The following is a 17350-nucleotide window of genomic DNA, read 5'->3' as shown; positions in this document are numbered from 1 at the left end:
TCTGTTTGGATAGCTTTTATACTTGTATAAATACTGATTAATGAAAATATAGTTTATATTGTGTTTTTAAATTTGCTACTCAAAATAATGTGTATTATTGTACAATAATTTGTTATTGTTGTTTAACAGTAAAAATTTAGGATTTACTAGTTCTTTTGTCAAGGTATGTGAAATTTATAATAAATATCTGTCGTTTTTCTCATAAGAAATGAGAAGTTGAATAGTTTATTGTGATATTGATATTGCTTGTTAAGTTGTGAAAAAGGTGATAAAAGTAACAAATTGATTTTCTCACCTATAGTAGAAAGTATATAGTTATTGTTAATAGATTAAGGTTTAGATTTGCGTAAAAAAATTAATAAGGTATTCATTTCCGGAAAAAGTGTTTGGCCAATAATAGAAGGTGGCAAAGGTATAGGTGTGAGTGATGGTAGGAGTGCGGGTGCTTTTGCTGCTGCTTCTGCTGTAGGTACTTTTTCTGGAGCATGTGCTAGATTAATTGATGATAATGGTGAGCATATTCCTTTGATATATCGTGGTAAAACCAGGTTAGAACGTCATAATGAATTAATAAACTATAGCATTGATGCAGCAGTGAGTCAGGCTAAGATGGCTCATGAGATATCAAAAGGGTTAGGAAGAATACATATGAATGTACTATGGGAAATGGGAGGTGTGCAGCGTGTACTTCATGGTGTACTTGAAAAAGCAAAAGGGTTAATTCACGGTATTACTTGTGGTGCTGGTATGCCATATAAATTAGCTGAAATTGCTTCTCAGTATCAAGTTTATTATTATCCAATTGTGTCATCAATGAGGGCATTTAAAATTTTATGGCAGCGTTCTTATCAGAAATTTTCTAAAACACTTCTTGGTGGTGTTGTGTATGAAGATCCTTGGTTAGCAGGTGGTCATAATGGGCTTAGTAATAGTGAGTCTCCTGATAATCCACAAGATCCTTTTGAAAGGGTTTCAGCAATACGTACATATATGAATGAAGTTGGGTTGTCTGATGTTGTATTAATTATGGCAGGAGGTGTTTGGCACTTAAAGGATTGGGAAGAATGGTTAGACAATAGTTTAATTGGTCCTATAGCATTTCAATTTGGAACAAGACCTTTATTAACTCAGGAAAGTCCAATCTCTGCTGAATGGAAGAAAAAGTTAATGTCTTTAAAGCCTGGTGATGTATTTTTGAATAAATTTAGTCCTACAGGATTTTATTCTTCTGCAGTTAAAAATGAATTTATAAAAGAATTACAAGGACGTAATGAACGTCAAATTGCGTTTGAAAATGAAATGACTGAAAAGTGCAGCGCAGAGCTCTCTATTGGTAGTAGAGGAAGAAAAGTGTATGTTCATCCCTATGATAAAAAGTTATCAGAATCTTGGATTGCAATGGGTTATACAGATGCTTTGAAAACACCGGATAATACTTTGATATTTGTTACGCAGAGTAAGTCACGAAGCATTAGGGAAGATCAAATAAATTGTATGGGATGTTTGAGTCATTGTAAATTCAGTAATTGGAAAGATCATGGAGACTATAACACTGGTATTAAACCAGATGTTCGTAGTTTTTGTATTCAGAAAACTTTACAAAATATTGTTGCTGGTGCAGATCATGAACATGAGCTGATGTTTTCTGGCCATAACGCATATAAGTTTGTACAAGATGAGTTTTATAAGGATGGTTATATTCCTACAGTACAGGAGCTTGTTGATAGAATTTTAACTGGATATTGAATATTTGTAGTTTTATCATTGATAATTTTTTTGTATGTAAAATTTCCATGCTTTATTATTATATTGGATGGGTGTCAAAATACATCTTTTCATTTAAAGTTCATTGGTAGGTTTATATTGTTGTAAATAATATAGCTATGTTTTAATATTATATATGTACAATTGCTCTAAGTGTTTTGCTAGTATATCTGCTTCTATATTAATAATATCGTTTACTTTACTATATTGAAAAGTTGTCTTTTCCCAGGTATGGGGAATAATGTTTACTGATAATATTCCATTAGATATAGAATTAATAGTCAATGATACTCCGTTTATTGCGATTGATCCTTTTGTTATCGTGTATTTTAGCAGAGTATCTGGTACATGTAACTCTATATTGTGAGAGCTATTGACTTTAATGATTGATGTAATTTTCCCTATCCCATCAACATGCCCTTGTACAAAATGTCCATCTAATCTATCAGTTATTCTTATTGGTAATTCTAGGTTAACCTTGGTTCCTTCTTCCCAATATGTAGCATTGGTAATAGATAAAGTTGCATCTGAAACGTCAGTAACGAAATAATCATCGTTTAACTCTACTACACTTAAACAAATACCAGAACATCCTATAGAATCTCCTAACTTTGTTTCACTTAAAAACTTAAAATTACTTGGTTTGATTGAAACTCTTCTATCACAGTTTTTTGTATTACGTACTTGGATCACAGTGCCGATATCCTCGACTATACCTTTAAACATGTTACATGTATAGAAGATAGAATTCACCATCCTAATATACTGAACAGAAAACGTCAATGATAAAAGTTTAAAAGAATTATTTATCTAAAATATTTAAAAAATTAACTTGCTTTTTTATAAAGTTAGCATATATTCCAATAATTATAATAATTTGTTAATAAAATATATTTTTTATTATCAATATGTATTAATTTTTTTTGTAATATTTTTTAATAAAAAAGGATTATTTATATGTTTAGTGATTTAAAATCTTCAGCATTTAGTATTGTAAATAGTACTAGTAATTTCTCATTAGATTTAGGTGATGAGTTTTTTAATAATACAGTTGCTAATCAGACTGATTTAATAATTCATGATGCTAATGGTGATAAAGTAATAGGAGATAATATTATTGCTATTTCTATTATTGTAGCTGGAATTTTTATTGTAGTTGCGGTAGGAATATGTATGTTTTGGCTTAATCGTAATGAGTCTGTATTGCGGGAAAGGTATATGAGATGCGCTCAAAATCCTGATACGTTAAAAATGGACCAACCTAGTACTTCTGGTGTGACTTTTTGTAATGCTGTTAGTGATGAAGTAGAACTACAACAAATGGATGATGTTGAACTGCGACAAAGAAAAGTAGAAGAAACACATTTTCCAAAAACATTAATGAGTTCTCCTAGTAATAATAGTAATAATAGAGAATGTACGATGTATTATCCTAGTAATTTTAGTTAGATGTTGGTAAAAGATGATTTATGTTAATATTATCTTTCTATTCTAACTTAATTTGTCTATACCTTGTAGATGTTATGGAATGATTTTCTTAGTACAAGAGAATATAGGTTTTTGAATATGTGTTGGTGCAGATTTTTTTGATAGCTGATTTTGTCAATGCTGTTATATATTTTTAAGTCGATGATTCTCTTGATACAAGAGGATATGTGGTGTTATTGTTAAAATGTTTAATGTTACTTTACTTAATATTTAGTAAGTTTTGCTGTAGTTACTTAATTTATCAGTGTTGTTGATATATGTTATCTTGACAGTTCTTTAATACACGGAAATTGCCAGTACTATTGTGTACTATATATTGATATGATCTAGAGTATTTATATCAGTACTTAATAGATTTGTAATTGTTTCACATTTTTCCTATAAGAGTATAAATGAGAGTTATTGTGGAGAGAGATGTTTACGGATCTATATTAAGGTTGATAATATGTTTTGATATTTATAGGTTGATTGAGGTAATGATGTAGATAGAACTCGTTATATAGATAATGCATGTTGTTTTACTATGTTTATATATAGTATGAGAGTATTTTATAAAGAAGTTTTAACTTTGTGGTATTATTTTAACAAATGATTTCTTGTGAATATCATGCTATAATTAATTGTTGTGTTATTGCAATTTTCACTTATGTCATTTCTAGATGTTATCAGTGGTGTATTTGCTTCTCTTACTTCAAATTTTTTCAATAATACTACAAATAGTACACTAGGAACAATACGTGGTAATGTTACAGGAGTATATAATACATTGGTTAATTATGTTACTACTTTTTTCAATAGTACCGTGGTTAATACAAATGCAGTGACAGGATCTAGTGCATTGAACAATACATTACCTACAATCGATAATGATACTATTCATTTTGTAAATAGTACTATTGATGATGTGCTGAGAAATACTAATCATAGCGTAATTAATACGAGTAGTTCAAGTGATGACTGGAATAAATTTTTCTATTGTTTGTTAGCTCTTGGGTTTGTTTGTGTGATTCGTCGTATTTGTTATCACTTTATGCGTGGTTTTCGAGAGGAAAGACATCGTGATCTTATGATACGTGGATTTTTTAGTGAAGCAGAAGTTGAGAATAATGGTATTGGTTGTGAAAGTAGAGAAAGATCTATCTGTTGTAATGTTAAGGAAAATATAGTAAGGCAACGAAATGATATTAGTACAGAAGGAGATGAAGGTTTATCAGTTAATCAATGTGAAGAAGAGTTACATAGTATTTGTGGTGGGGCTAGAACTGATATAAGTGAAAAAGGTTCTGATAGTAGTAGTATTGGTTGTGAGGAAATAGCTTTAAATACTATGTCTACAAATGTTGTTGTTGAAATGAAAGTAACAGAAATGAGTACATTTTTATAATATTTCTGTATTTATTACAAGTTTATATAAATTACATTAGAATCATATTAAGTTGATTTTTGCTAATTGCTTAATGTTATCACTTACTATGCAGATATATTGAATATAATACGTAATTTGTTAATGTTATTATATAACCTACAGTTGGTTATATTGCAGGTGTCAGAATAGGTAATGATTTGGTGGGAAGAGAAATGTAACAGTCTGGAAACTTTGCACAGAGTTGAATACCTTAAAAAAGTTGTATTGGATAATCAGCTAGACAGTGTCTAGGTCGGAAATGGCAACGTGGATAGAGAGATGGTAATGATGGTGGTGTAACAAGTACAAGATCAAGAAGATAACAAAGGTATAGAAGTGGGTCGGTAAGTGGTAAAAAATATATTTTTGTAATGTTTGTATGGAGAGCAACTATGAAATTTTTGCTATGTACATAGTAGCATTATAATTAATTGTAATAATATACTTATATATTAGGGATGATTTTTTGTAGGATTGGTGTGAGACTTGCTTATATGGTAGGTGGTAATAATACAGGAAGGAGATATAAGAGCTAACAGTAGATTTTAAACAATTGATGGTTTGGTCACTTGAAGGGTTTGTATTAAATAATCAGTTTTTAAAGAAGATAATAAGAGTAGTATAATAATAGGATATCAATATAACAGTAAGAACTACTGTATATCAAAGGCTATATAATTGTTAGTTGAAAAATTAAGTAATATAGTTGTATAATTAAGAAATCAGTGTGTGTTTTTAGGTATTTGCATGTCAAGTGATTTTTATTTAAAGGTATTGCTTCCTATTATAGTTGCTGTAGTACTGTTGGTTGCTGCTTTGTTAATTGTGTGCATGATTTCCCGTTGTATACAAAAAAGTAGTAGCGATAGAAAAGTAAGAGATAAGTTAGAAATGGAGGAACATGGGTTATTAGCTGATGAATCTGAGAACGATAGAAATGAAGCTGTTCAACTTGTAGCGCGGCCAGTGCCACAGTTGAATGTAGAACATGTAGAAAATATATTCAGGTGTGTTGTTAACAGTGCAAGAGAAAGTCATAATTGTATGGTAGTAACAAGTGGTGGGTAATTGTTAATTAAATAATAATATGGTATAATAATAAGAAGTTTAGAGTGCCATGTTTAATTGTCAGTTTTAGAATGTAGAACTATTGGATAAGTTCTTGTTTATATGATCAACTAGCTTCATAGCAAAGAAGGAGCATTTGGTGCTAAAATATAGAATAGAAATAAAGTAGTAGAACTACTAGGAAATAATATATTAGGTAAAGAATTGAGTGTGTGTTTTTTAAGGTATTGATATGTCTGGTGATGGTTTGACTGTGCTTAACATTTGTCTTCTTGTTATGATAGCACTAGGTGTGCTGGTTGCTGTTGTTTTAGAATTGTATAGTGTCTTTGCAGATAAATCTGGTCAGTGCGCAGATAATAGAAGACAATTTGAAGAACCTAAGTCAGCACTTTATTTCTTGTGGATTGGTGGATATGGATAAAATGGTGAAGGATTTAGAAGCTGAACGTAGGGTCCGTGCTATGCGAGAACGTGCAGACAGGTATAATGAAAATCAATTACGAGCTGATGTTGTATTAGAACAGAGGAACCTTCAGGGTTATCTTGGTATTGGTGATTAGTAATTGGTATATTACAACAAGCAAGAGATACAGAAAAATGGTGAGTCAGTTTTTGACTGTTTTATGTAGTGAAGCTTCAAATGTTTTAAGATCGTGTTGAAGTATATAAAAAAAACTATCAACTCTGTGCAGTTTTATGATTTTAAACAAGTATTAGTAGATTTTCTATGTGGTTTATTGAAGTTGATGATATGTTTTACGTGTATTTACATTGATAAATATATTTGTGTACTCTTGCTACTTTAAATTGTTTAGAGACCATTGGATCTTAAAGTATATGTAGTTTTGTTATGAGAATTTTCTTAATTATGTAGCAGTGTAAGTGCATGACAATAGCATGACAAGATAAGAATTTTAGCAAGAGTGTCACTCTTGTATTTGAGGGATTATATGTTATATTCCCTGAGTGTACTTGATAAATGTGTTTTTTTGATCTTATGCAGTTTTCGTAAGATAATTTGTTACTTATAGTAATTTTAGTGTATGTGTTTATATGGGTAATAGTGGCATTAGTATAATTGTTTGTGTTGTCTTTATCTTTCTGATAATGATGGTACTTGTTAGCATGTTTCAAAGAAATGCTAGCATCTTTGATTGTGTTAGTAGACAACAGTGCAAAGCAAGTAATGCTGATCATGATAAAGGTAATGATACATCTAACCAAAGTGAAGAGGCTAGTGTTAATACTGATTTAGTAAGTGGAAGTAATGGCACATGTGAAGACATAGACTTGCAAAGTGTACAATCTCGAAAATGTTGCAGAACATAAGTTATCTGTTTATGGATTTATGTTTATAGTAGTCATTGTTTTTACATATAAATATTTAACAGTTTTTTTGTAAAAATTTCCCTTGTTGTGGGTTACTTAGATGTATGTAAGATACCAGTTAACCATATAGTGTTATCTATTTTATTTACAATATTTTTTGATAAATCAGCTAGTATTTATTTTTTTCATTATTTAAGTTAAATAATTTGTATAATAACATTTTTTATATTATATAATGTATCTTGTTAATATTTTAGCTAATATTTTATGGGTAATAATGACGATCACAAGATAAAGTGTATGGAGTGTTTGTTTTCTTTGGTAGATGTGTTTATGTGTCTTATTATGAGTTTTGCGATATTTGGTATATTGCGTATGGCTCATGATAGGACTGAACAACGTTCTGAGAATCAAAATGTTGAGCCTGTTGCTTTGCGTAATCGTCTTAGACAATTAAAATAAAGGTTGTTTACTATTAGATTTAGAGTAGTGTGTGTTGCCTAATCTCTTTTGATGGTTTGTATATGATAATTTTTAAAAAATGTTAAGTCAAGCTAAGTAAAAAGTGACTGTCATAAGCTAGATTGATGTACATTACTAATAGTAGATTTTAGTAATAAGCATTTCCTATATGTCTTTTGATAGTGGTTATATTGTTATATATGTGAATGTTTCATATGTTACTATGTGAGTCAAATAAACTAGCAAAACTGTTATATTTGTAAGGAAAGATAATGTAGCATAATATTATTACAGGTTATATGAGTGCAAGACTAAATACTTTATGTTAAAATACCATGTTACTAATCTTGCATAGGTAGAGTAATTTAACAGTATTTATTCCTTATGTATTTTTGTAAAAAATGGCAATAGTAAGCTTTTATATAATTGATTGCTTGTGTGTTATATTATTGTTGCTTAAACTGTTCTGTCTCATGAATGTTCCAGTATTTTTAAAGATACCTGATAGAACGATTATCCGTATAGCATATTTCTGGTTTATCACAATAACTTTTACATAATTAATTAGTATGTAGTTTTTTTGTTATTGAGTTATTTATGTTATAGTAAATGTGTTGTATTGATTGTAAGTATTATTCATTATGTGCCACAGAGGTGATTTTGTTGGTGATGATAATAATATGCGAAATGATATGTCTGTTGTGATTTTTGTATATTTATTTTTGGTATTGTTAAGTTTTATTATTATGTGTTTTTTAGTGGATGTTAGAAACCTGGTAATGATGGTGTAAATGTTGAAGACCTAGATATTGAGCTCTAGAGGCTGAAGAACCAGGTTTTGAAATGCTGGGTATTGAAAATTGAGAAGAGTTTGAAGTACAAGGTGCAGTTGAAGTGATGGGAATGAAATTGTTGTCACTAGTAAGATATTTTTTACCCTAGAATGTTCCTATTGTATTTTTTTATCAATAAATAATGATTGAAAAATTAGTAATATGATCTTATTAATTGAATCGTAAATTTATTCTATGTTAAGTTGTTTTAGTATAGCATGATATAGGACTCTTATTCTACTTTCTTAAATGACATAATGTGATTATAATGTATAAGTTGCTTAATTAGTAATATTATAGTTAACTAATTGTTTGTTATTATTTGATTTTGTACTCGATAAATTTGTTAATAAAAGTTATCTTGAGTTTAATGCGTTTATTTTACCAAGATGGTGTATAATAAAACTTGTAGTACAATAAGAGCTATTGTTGATTAACATTAATATGCTGTTATTTTGTATTTTGAAAATCAGAGGATTATTGATAAAATAATTAAGTGCTTCTTGCTTGAAAGTTGTATTACTCTGAATCCTTAGGTAGATGATATTCTTTACTTGCTCAATTTCGTAGATACCAATGTTTGCACACAGTTGCTTTATATATATAGTGTTTAGTAAATTTTCTACTTCATTTGGTAAATTGCCAAACTTGTTGATTAACTCTATATGATAGTTATCTATCTCTTGTTTTGTCTTAAGATTGCCAATTTTTTTGTATACACGCATTCTTAGTCCTATGTCTTTGATATAATGTTCAGGAATTCTGATGTTAACATTGATACTAATATTTATATGATCAAAATCTTTAGGATTTTCATTGTGAATATTAAGTTCTTCTTCTAGCATTTGTTGATATAATTCGATCCCTACATCTTTTATATTGCCTGATTGTTCTTCTCCTACTAAATTTCCAAATCCTCTGATATCCATATCATGTAGTGATAAAGTAAATCCTGAACTTATAGAATTTATTGATTGTATAATTTCTAGTTTGGTAGTAGGTTTATTTGTTACTTTTTCTGATAATATAAAATATACAAAACCTTTTATGTTGCTACGTCCTACTCTGCCTTTTAGTTGGTAAAGTTGAGCTAATCCAAACATGTCTGCATTATGTATGATTATTGTGTTAGCAAATGGAATATCTAATCCGCATTCTATAATTGATGTAGTGAGTAATATTGTAAATTTACCGTCAAAGAAATCATTCATTATTGTATCAAGCTGTGTTGGTGGAAGTTGTCCATGAGCAGTATTAATTTTAATTCCTGGTACTAATTTTGTTAGGTTATCACTAATGCTTTTTATATTGCTAATTTGTGGGCAAACGTAAAATACTCTACCTCCTCTATTGTGTTCACGTATTATGGCATCTTTTATTATGGTATCGTCATAGTGTGTTGTGCAAATTGTTACTGGTAATCTGTTTTTTGGTGATGTCTTTATTAAACTTAAATCTTTTATTCCACATAATGACATGTATAGTGTGCGTGGTATTGGAGTTGCAGATAATGAAATTACATGAACGTTTGTTTTTATTTTTTTTAATGATTCTTTTTGTTTTACTCCAAACTGTTGTTCTTCATCTATAATTAACAAACTTAGGTTAGCAAAAGTCACATCCTTTGCTAATATAGCATGTGTTCCTATTATTATCTGTACTTGACCACATGATAAACTTTCTTTTGTTTTCTTGATTTCAGATCTTTCAACTATTTTAGATAGTTGTTTGATTTTGATATTTGGAAATTTTTTGAATCTTTCGGTAAACACAATAAAATGCTGCCTACATAATAAAGTTGTTGGAACTATAACTGCTACTTGATAATTCTTATTTGCTACTAAGAATGCTGCACGTAGTGCTATTTCTGTTTTTCCGAAACCTACGTCTCCACAAATTAATCTGTTCATTATTTTGCCACTTGATAGGTCATGTTCCATATCTTTTATGGCTTGTAATTGATCTTCTGTTTCCGTATAAGAAAATTCGTTACAGAAATGTTGATAATTTTCATCTTTGCAAAAGATTTGACCCGTGGATAATTTCCTTGCTGCTTCTATAGCTAATAATTCTCTTGCAATTTTTTTGATGTGGTTTTTTATTTTAGTTTTACGTTGTTGCCATGATGTGCTACCTAGTTTGTCTAGTGTAACGTTAGGATTTTGTTGTCCGTATTTAGATATAAGATTGATGTTTTCTACAGGTAAAAATAGTTTGTCATTATTATAATACTCTATTTTTATAAAATCATGGTAGCTATCAAGTACTTTAGTAGTTTCAAGTTCTACTATCTTTCCAATACCATAATCTTTGTGTATTACTATGTCACCAATGTCTAAATTGGTATTATTATTAATAATATTTGAGATGTTACTTTTATTTGTCACTTCTTGTTTATATAGTAAATCATGTTCTGTTATGACGATGGTGGATTTTGTTATAAAACTTTGATTGGTTGGTAATATAGTGATGTTATGTGAGTAAAATATCTCTTGGTAATGATTGATTTTATATAGTTTAATACCTAATGTTTTAAGTTTATTTTGTATGTATTCTAAGGAGCCGATGGAATTGCATGCTATTATTAGTTTTTTTGTCTGACATGTAGTATTAATGTATTGTGTTAGGATTTCAAATATGTTGGCTTGTTTATCTTGTGCTAAAACTTTAAAGTTTGGAACATGTTGAATTTGTGTTGTAATATTAAAACTTTGTGCATTTATAGATGTGGAATTGTTGTTATTAGCACTATTATGTTGTGAGAATACAATCTTATTAAACTGTTGAGTTATAGTTTTAAAATCTTCAAGATTAATATAAAATTGATGTGGAGGTACTTGATAAAATAATTGAGATTTATAATTTAAATATATTTGGCTATTATATTGTTCTATTTCGTTGATGATTCTATCACTAAAAATAACTGTAGAGTTTTGTGGTATATAATTGAAAATATTTTTTAATTCTTCTTTGTAGAATAAAGGTAAAAAATTTTCTTCTCCTGTATGTTTCTTACCGGAAATTATTGTATCTAATAAATTTTGATCTTGGTTTGTTTTTGTTTTGTAGATTCTAGAAAAGAGATCTATAGTTGCTTTTTGTTTGATTAGTTCAGAAGTTGGATAGATTAAAATCTCATCTAAAAAGGAGTTGTTGTCTATTAGTTGTGTGGTATGATTAAAATAATTGATAGATTGTATAAAATTATTGTGTAGATGAATTCTTATAGGATTTTTGTAAGTCATTGGGAAGATGTCAATACTATTATTGAGAATAGCAAACTCACCTGTGTCCTGTACTATTGAATATTGATTATATCCGTAATGTGTTAAATAGTATTCTATATCGTGTTTTGTAATGTTTTGTTGTAGTGTAATTTTTAGTACTGACTGTAATATAATATTTTGAGGGAGTACTTTTTGCATAATTGCATTAGTTGTTGAAAGGATAATGTAAGGTGTGTTATTGCATTTAGTAGTTAGTGAATATAGAACTTTAATTCGTTCTGCCATTACTGAATTGTGTGGAGAATTTTTTTTGTATGGGATTGCATTCCATGCAGGGAATGTTATTACTTCAAGACTTGGAATATAGAACTTAAATATTGATGCTAGATCATGTAATTGTGTTTCTTTATCTACTATATATATTGCAGAATTGATAAGTTTTTTGGCATACATTTTTATAATAACAAATGGCTCAAATGTATGTGGAATGTTGAGAAATTTATTAATATTGCCCATAGAATATTTAAATGATTTTAGTAATTGATATTGTAAACAAAAAAATACAATCTATGGAAATATATTATATTTTACAAAGAAGTCTTTATAGTTATTCATCATAATAATGGAGTTGTAATATAGATTGATGGGTTGCTGTAACAATATCTTGTCTTGATAGGTATGCTTAAGCTATTTTTGTTTTAGTTCTAATATGATAAGGTAGCAGTTACTATAAAATTTCTATACCCTAGAATACAGTTAATATTATGCTATAAATTATCTGAAGTTAGTATAATTACTGCTGCGTTATATAGTTTGTTGTATGATATTTTTATTATGACATAACAAGTTGATAGGATTTTATGTTATCTTAGTATGCTGTAGTTTTGGTCTTTTAGTGCTTGTTTATAAATATTAGCTTAATCTTAGTTTTTGGTATAATATTCTTAAATAGAACTAATAACCCTTTCTAATATATGGTATGTACCGTGTATATTTTATATCAATATATCTATAGTAAAACAGTTCTCTAATCTGTTCTATTACTTTGTAGTTTTATAGTCTAAAATGAATTACTGATTGCTACATATTGTCTAAATTACAATATAGGATGTTATAAGATAAATCCATGCTCAACTTTTTATGTATACTTCTGTTATGTATTGTAAATGGGAGTGTGAAATTTATTAAAGTATAACTGATATTATTTGTTTATTTTGTATAATGGATATGTATATTACAGATGTTTTATTTATAGTATTACTGATTTAGCAATTGTGTAAATGATATAATACTAAGTTTAAGTAGGTTTAGAACAGTATTATAAATAATGTTGATATGACAATGTTGTTGATTACTTAAATATTTTCTTTATTAGTTATATATCTGTTTTACTATTAAGTATTTTTATATAGCAGATAAGTAGAGCTAGCATAAGAGATTAAGTAAAAAGATGCAAGATTATAGGAAATATGCATTCATTATTTTTATAATGTGGAACAAGAATAATTTTTAATAGAAAAATGCAGTAAACTTCTACTGATCAATTCTATTGTAAAACTTTTTTGCATAGAATATTTTGCTGTTAATTAGCATAATTAAGCTATTAGTTATTATTTGGCTGATGAATTAGATGCTGTATATGAAGCTATGGAATGTAAGATAAATGGCTTTTTCAATACTAATTGTAATTGCTAGTATTATAACTTATTGTGTAATAAAAAAAATCAGTGTGTATAGTAAAGGTGATGTTTTCTGTGAGTTTTCCAGATAGAAAGTAAGTTTTTTGATTTCTGATATTTTTTAAAGTGAGACATAATTAGTTGGTTATTAATAAGTCAGTAGTTTAGTGTATTTTGTATCTTAATAACTATGATTTTATAGTATTGAGCAAAATAAACTGCTTAAATTTATATATGTGTCGACCAAAATTTTAGTATATGCATGATAGTTGTGACTTGTACAGATGAAGTAATTGATTTTAGTTAATGTATATTTGTTAATTCTTAATTTTTTAGTAAAATTTCATCTAAACATTAGTTCAATCAGAGAAAACAATAGCTAGCAATATTGTATCTCTGAAGGAACTTATGCAAAGTAATACAACTTATTTGTCTGAATGATTTTAATAGGATTTGCTGATTGGATAACCCCAATATATAGGGAGAGTGGATATCTCTTTAAAATATTATAGAGTGTGTTCTTCAGTACAGTAAGGCTGTATACTGTCAGGTGGTTGTAAAGCTAAATCTGTAGAAGGTAGTGTAATAGGTGGATCATTATCACTAAATTCTGATCTAAAACTGGAATAATCATAATGTTGTGGGGTTTGTGGTGCTGGATCTGGATCTGGATCTTGGTTTTGTTCATTTTGAGATCGTGTGTTGGATGTAAGTTTTACATTTTCTTTATTTTGATGTGTAGTTCTTGCTGTATCATGGTTAGTAGTACTGTTATCATTACACCTAAATCTATTACGTAATAAGCGTAATATAAAAGCAAATGCCAATATGGCAAATGCAAAAAATATAAAAATGCTGATGTGAGATGATGTGTTACTTGTAGTACTAGTAGGAGTTGTGCTATTACTTGTTAAAGGTGTTGTACTATTACTTGTTGAAGATGTTGTACATTGTGTTATGTTGTTTGCTGTAGAATTTAGTGTAGACTGAGTAAGGTTTTGTAAAGATGTAGTAGAAGTATTAGTAGTACTTTCTGTAGCATTAGCTGATGTGCTTGTGTTCGTTGTAGTATTATTGTCCATAGTTTACCTGAATTTAAAATTCAATATGTTAAGATTTTTATTTAGATTACCGCTTATAGATATAAGTTTTTTTACTTATATTATTTTAAATAGTTCAATTGGTAAAAGTAAAATATACTTTTTTAATTTATATAAAAATATTTGCTAATAGTAAGTTAATACTACCTAATTAGTTAGTTATTTATATTTTATATTTAATATATTATCCCTGTGAAAGATTTATATTTGTATGATGCGCGCTTATCTATATGTAGTTCTGTATTAGATGTTATTATTTAAATATAACTTTAGTGTGTTTAAAAATGTAAAATTCTTAAGTATTATTAATATGACGCTGTAGTTTTTTGATTATAGAATTAGTACATTTTTGGTGTACTGTGTATTGGAGAATGTAGTTTTACTTTTAATGTAACTGAATAGATAGTTGAATGAAAATGTATAAAATATCTGAGTTTTAGTTTCTATAGTCTAGTTGTGCAATGTTTTTCTTCTAGATTTTCTAGTGTATCAGATAATACAGATAAAGTTGTACTTGGACTTGATGTGTGGTTTGTTTGTAAAATTGAATCACTTGCAGTTTCTTCTTCTTCAAATACTGAATCAGAAAGGGATTCATCCATAAGAGATCCTAATAATTGGCGTGGATATTGACTCTCCTCTTCCACGACTGTTATGTAACGACCAGTTCCATGACGATGATAATAATTTCTATAAACATAAGCTGCGAATGCAAAAAGTTAGTATGCAAGTACTAAAATGTTTATGAAATATCTAAATAAGTGGTAGATTACTTAATAGTTTATTCCATTAAATCTACAAATTTCGTTTGTTGTTCAATTACAAAATCAAAAATTACGTGTAGATTTAGTATTACGATAACTAGGTATTACAATTTGATGTTGTACTGTTAACGTAATCTATTTTTTTGCATGTTTATTGCAATGATATTGTATCATTGGCTCAGTAACGCTACCAGGTATTGTACCATCATCAGATGTGTCATGTGATTCATGTTCTTGATCTTCTTCATCAGAGTCTTCTGATACCATTATAACAGCTGTAATCGGTTCCCTATTTGTACATCTTCTAGAAACTGGTAATATACTACCATCTTCAAAAGCAATAAATTCCTGATATGGTGATCTTCTTCTTGGCTCATATAATAATTCCTCTTGGTTTTCCATTGTGAAACTATCTAGTCCTACATTTTGTGTTTCTGAACCTGCAGATCTATCTACTGTGCTTACCAGCTGTAGCAGTGCTTGTATCTCTTCATCACTATTTCTACGCGTCCTATCCTTGTTGCATTTTCTATTTAGATTTACTATTAATGTTATTGCTATCAGTATCAATACTATTGCAAACAAAGTTGCTGCTACAATTTTCAAATGATGATCTGAACTTTGTGCAGTGTATGTTGTTGTAGAACGTGATGTTCTTGGTATAGTGTTAGCTATGCTAGACGTTGTGTTAATAGCGGTGTTAGCAATATTTGTGGCAGTTTCTATGGCTGTAGTTAGTGCAGTAGTGACGTTTTCTGCTGCAGTAGATATTGCTGAACTTGTTGCGTTAACAGCTGTGCTAGTAATATTTGACAAGATTTCTGTAGATGTAGTTAGTGCAGTAGTGACGTTTTCTGCTGCAGTAGATATTACTGAACTTGTTGCGTTAGCAGCTGTGCTAACAGCACTTGATGTAGCATTCATAACTGTAGTTGCTATGCTAGCAGTGGTTTCTGCTACGGAAGATACGGCTGTGGTTATCACTTCAGAAGTAGCGTTAATAGTATTTGATGTATAATTTGTGATTGAGGTTAGTGTACTAGAAGCAATGTCTGTTATAGCGGATGTTACTGTACTTGCTGTGTCAGTAATAGTGTTAAGAGTATTATGCCCTGTAACTGTTGATGCTGAACTAGTGGTACTTTCTACTGCAGTAGATACTGTTGAACTGAATGTTTCAGTAGTTTGTGTTGGCATTTTTTTACCTTTATTAAGCTAAAAAATATAAAGTTACACTTGTTTTGCTGGTACAAACGTGTTATTTCATGAGTAACCATATATGTTAATAAAGTAAATATTGAAAGTGTTTGCCTCACTTGTTGATATTACTATATATCCTTTACCGTATAAGAAAAACGTTTCAAATTAAATTACCGGCAACAATAAAATAACTGTGTTAGTCCTATACATAACATAAAAAAATGTGCTACTGAAGAAAAAGATACGTTTTCATTTAGTAAAAAAACGCACTGAAATTATTATACAACAGCACTGTAATATGCCGATTGTTAATTCGATAAAATGACAAGGAATAAATAGAAACTACCAAAGATCAGTAGCACCTATTACAATACATATTAGTTTTAATAAAGCAACAGATGCTACTATAATATTTTAAAGCTACATAAACTAAAATGCTATTTATAAGTTTAAAGTACGCTTATACAGGCTTAACTTACTATACCCATACTGTACTTAATTATACATTAATATTTGTTTAAAGTAAAACTTTTTTTCTAATAAAAGTTGATTGGTTAATATAATGATACTCGTATATATATTATGATGCTGATAATCATATTGTTATAGAAAGTATATTTGAATTCTTTGAAATGACAAATATAAGATTTTTACTCATTGATGTATTGATGTGATTATAAATTGTTGTTATTGTGTATTAACAGTTTAATATGTGACTTTCATTTTTACTGAAATCTGATTTTGAAAATTATCTAAGCTATAATGCTTTTCTTTTAACGTGTATTTTTTTATTTTGAATAGTGTTATCTATAATGGCATAGTAGTTTAATGCAAAAAATATGTAGTGCTGTATTGTTTTATTTATAATTATTGAATTAATTTGTTTTGATTCGATATATTGGATGTGATTTTATAGATTTATTAGTATATTTTTACTAAAGTTTTTTCCTTCTTGTAGAATAGTAATAGCTTAATATATAGTAAGTTTAAGATACATTATGCTTTTAGTGACTGGAGTTGTTTTGCTT

The 17350-nt window shown here is 28.7% G+C and carries 15 protein-coding genes; 10 read left to right on the top strand and 5 right to left on the bottom strand.

The window, feature by feature from the left end:
- Window positions 1-342: 342 nt before the first annotated feature.
- Complete coding sequence (locus ECAJ_RS03970; protein ID WP_011304882.1) at window positions 343-1746, top strand: NAD(P)H-dependent flavin oxidoreductase; 1404 nt, start codon at window positions 343-345, stop codon at window positions 1744-1746.
- Window positions 1747-1881: 135 nt separating this feature from the next.
- Here the strand turns inward: ECAJ_RS03970 and ECAJ_RS03965 are convergent, their stop codons facing one another.
- Window positions 1882-2490, bottom strand: coding sequence for a riboflavin synthase (locus ECAJ_RS03965; RefSeq protein WP_011304881.1), 609 nt, complete (start codon window positions 2488-2490; stop codon window positions 1882-1884).
- 231 nt (window positions 2491-2721) lie between these two features.
- Between ECAJ_RS03965 and ECAJ_RS03960 the strand changes: the two genes are divergently transcribed.
- From ECAJ_RS03960 to ECAJ_RS03935, 7 genes are all read left to right on the top strand, one after another.
- Window positions 2722-3213 carry a hypothetical protein gene (locus ECAJ_RS03960; protein WP_011304880.1) on the top strand — a complete coding sequence of 164 codons (492 nt, stop codon included), beginning with the start codon at window positions 2722-2724 and terminating at the stop codon, window positions 3211-3213.
- A 685-nt stretch (window positions 3214-3898) separates the two neighbouring features.
- Window positions 3899-4636 carry a hypothetical protein gene (locus ECAJ_RS03955; RefSeq protein WP_011304879.1) on the top strand — a complete coding sequence of 246 codons (738 nt, stop codon included), beginning with the start codon at window positions 3899-3901 and terminating at the stop codon, window positions 4634-4636.
- A gap of 768 nt (window positions 4637-5404) precedes the next feature.
- The gene (locus tag ECAJ_RS03950; protein ID WP_011304878.1) at window positions 5405-5725 is read left to right on the top strand and encodes a hypothetical protein; all 321 of its coding nucleotides are present in this window, start codon (window positions 5405-5407) and stop codon (window positions 5723-5725) included.
- Window positions 5726-5957: 232 nt separating this feature from the next.
- Complete coding sequence (locus ECAJ_RS03945) at window positions 5958-6149, top strand: hypothetical protein (RefSeq protein ID WP_011304877.1); 192 nt, start codon at window positions 5958-5960, stop codon at window positions 6147-6149.
- A complete protein-coding gene (locus ECAJ_RS05050; RefSeq protein ID WP_155799208.1) occupies window positions 6142-6288 on the top strand; it encodes a hypothetical protein in 147 nt (48 codons plus the stop codon). Before ECAJ_RS03945 ends, ECAJ_RS05050 begins: the two co-directional genes overlap by 8 nt.
- Window positions 6289-6853: 565 nt before the next feature.
- Window positions 6854-7057, top strand: coding sequence for a hypothetical protein (locus ECAJ_RS03940; protein WP_155799207.1), 204 nt, complete (start codon window positions 6854-6856; stop codon window positions 7055-7057).
- Window positions 7058-7324: 267 nt separating this feature from the next.
- A complete protein-coding gene (locus ECAJ_RS03935; RefSeq protein ID WP_011304874.1) occupies window positions 7325-7519 on the top strand; it encodes a hypothetical protein in 195 nt (64 codons plus the stop codon).
- 1189 nt (window positions 7520-8708) lie between these two features.
- On the opposite strand, the gene mfd is transcribed toward ECAJ_RS03935, so the two are convergent.
- From mfd to ECAJ_RS03920, 4 genes are all read right to left on the bottom strand, one after another.
- Window positions 8709-12095: a transcription-repair coupling factor gene (mfd, locus tag ECAJ_RS03930; protein ID WP_011304873.1), complete on the bottom strand. Its 3387-nt coding sequence runs from the start codon at window positions 12093-12095 to the stop codon at window positions 8709-8711.
- A gap of 1669 nt (window positions 12096-13764) precedes the next feature.
- Window positions 13765-14340 (bottom strand): hypothetical protein, encoded by a 576-nt coding sequence (locus ECAJ_RS04890; protein ID WP_011304872.1) that lies wholly within the window; start codon window positions 14338-14340, stop codon window positions 13765-13767.
- A gap of 461 nt (window positions 14341-14801) precedes the next feature.
- Window positions 14802-15005 (bottom strand): hypothetical protein, encoded by a 204-nt coding sequence (locus ECAJ_RS05045; protein ID WP_155799206.1) that lies wholly within the window; start codon window positions 15003-15005, stop codon window positions 14802-14804.
- A 252-nt stretch (window positions 15006-15257) separates the two neighbouring features.
- Entirely contained in the window at window positions 15258-15728 is a 471-nt protein-coding gene (locus ECAJ_RS03920; RefSeq protein WP_044262052.1) for a hypothetical protein, read from the bottom strand.
- A gap of 22 nt (window positions 15729-15750) precedes the next feature.
- Here ECAJ_RS03920 and ECAJ_RS03915 point away from each other — a divergent pair, with 22 nt between their 5' ends.
- Both ECAJ_RS03915 and ECAJ_RS03910 read left to right on the top strand, forming a co-directional pair.
- Window positions 15751-16140: a hypothetical protein gene (locus tag ECAJ_RS03915; RefSeq protein ID WP_044262050.1), complete on the top strand. Its 390-nt coding sequence runs from the start codon at window positions 15751-15753 to the stop codon at window positions 16138-16140.
- Window positions 16141-16143: 3 nt separating this feature from the next.
- Window positions 16144-16341, top strand: a complete 198-nt coding sequence (locus tag ECAJ_RS03910) for a hypothetical protein (RefSeq protein WP_044262048.1) — start codon at window positions 16144-16146, stop codon at window positions 16339-16341.
- Window positions 16342-17350: the final 1009 nt, after the last annotated feature.

It is taken from the genome of Ehrlichia canis str. Jake (assembly GCF_000012565.1).
Classification (GTDB): domain Bacteria; phylum Pseudomonadota; class Alphaproteobacteria; order Rickettsiales; family Anaplasmataceae; genus Ehrlichia; species Ehrlichia canis.
This window is presented reverse-complemented; position numbering and strand designations above follow the sequence as displayed.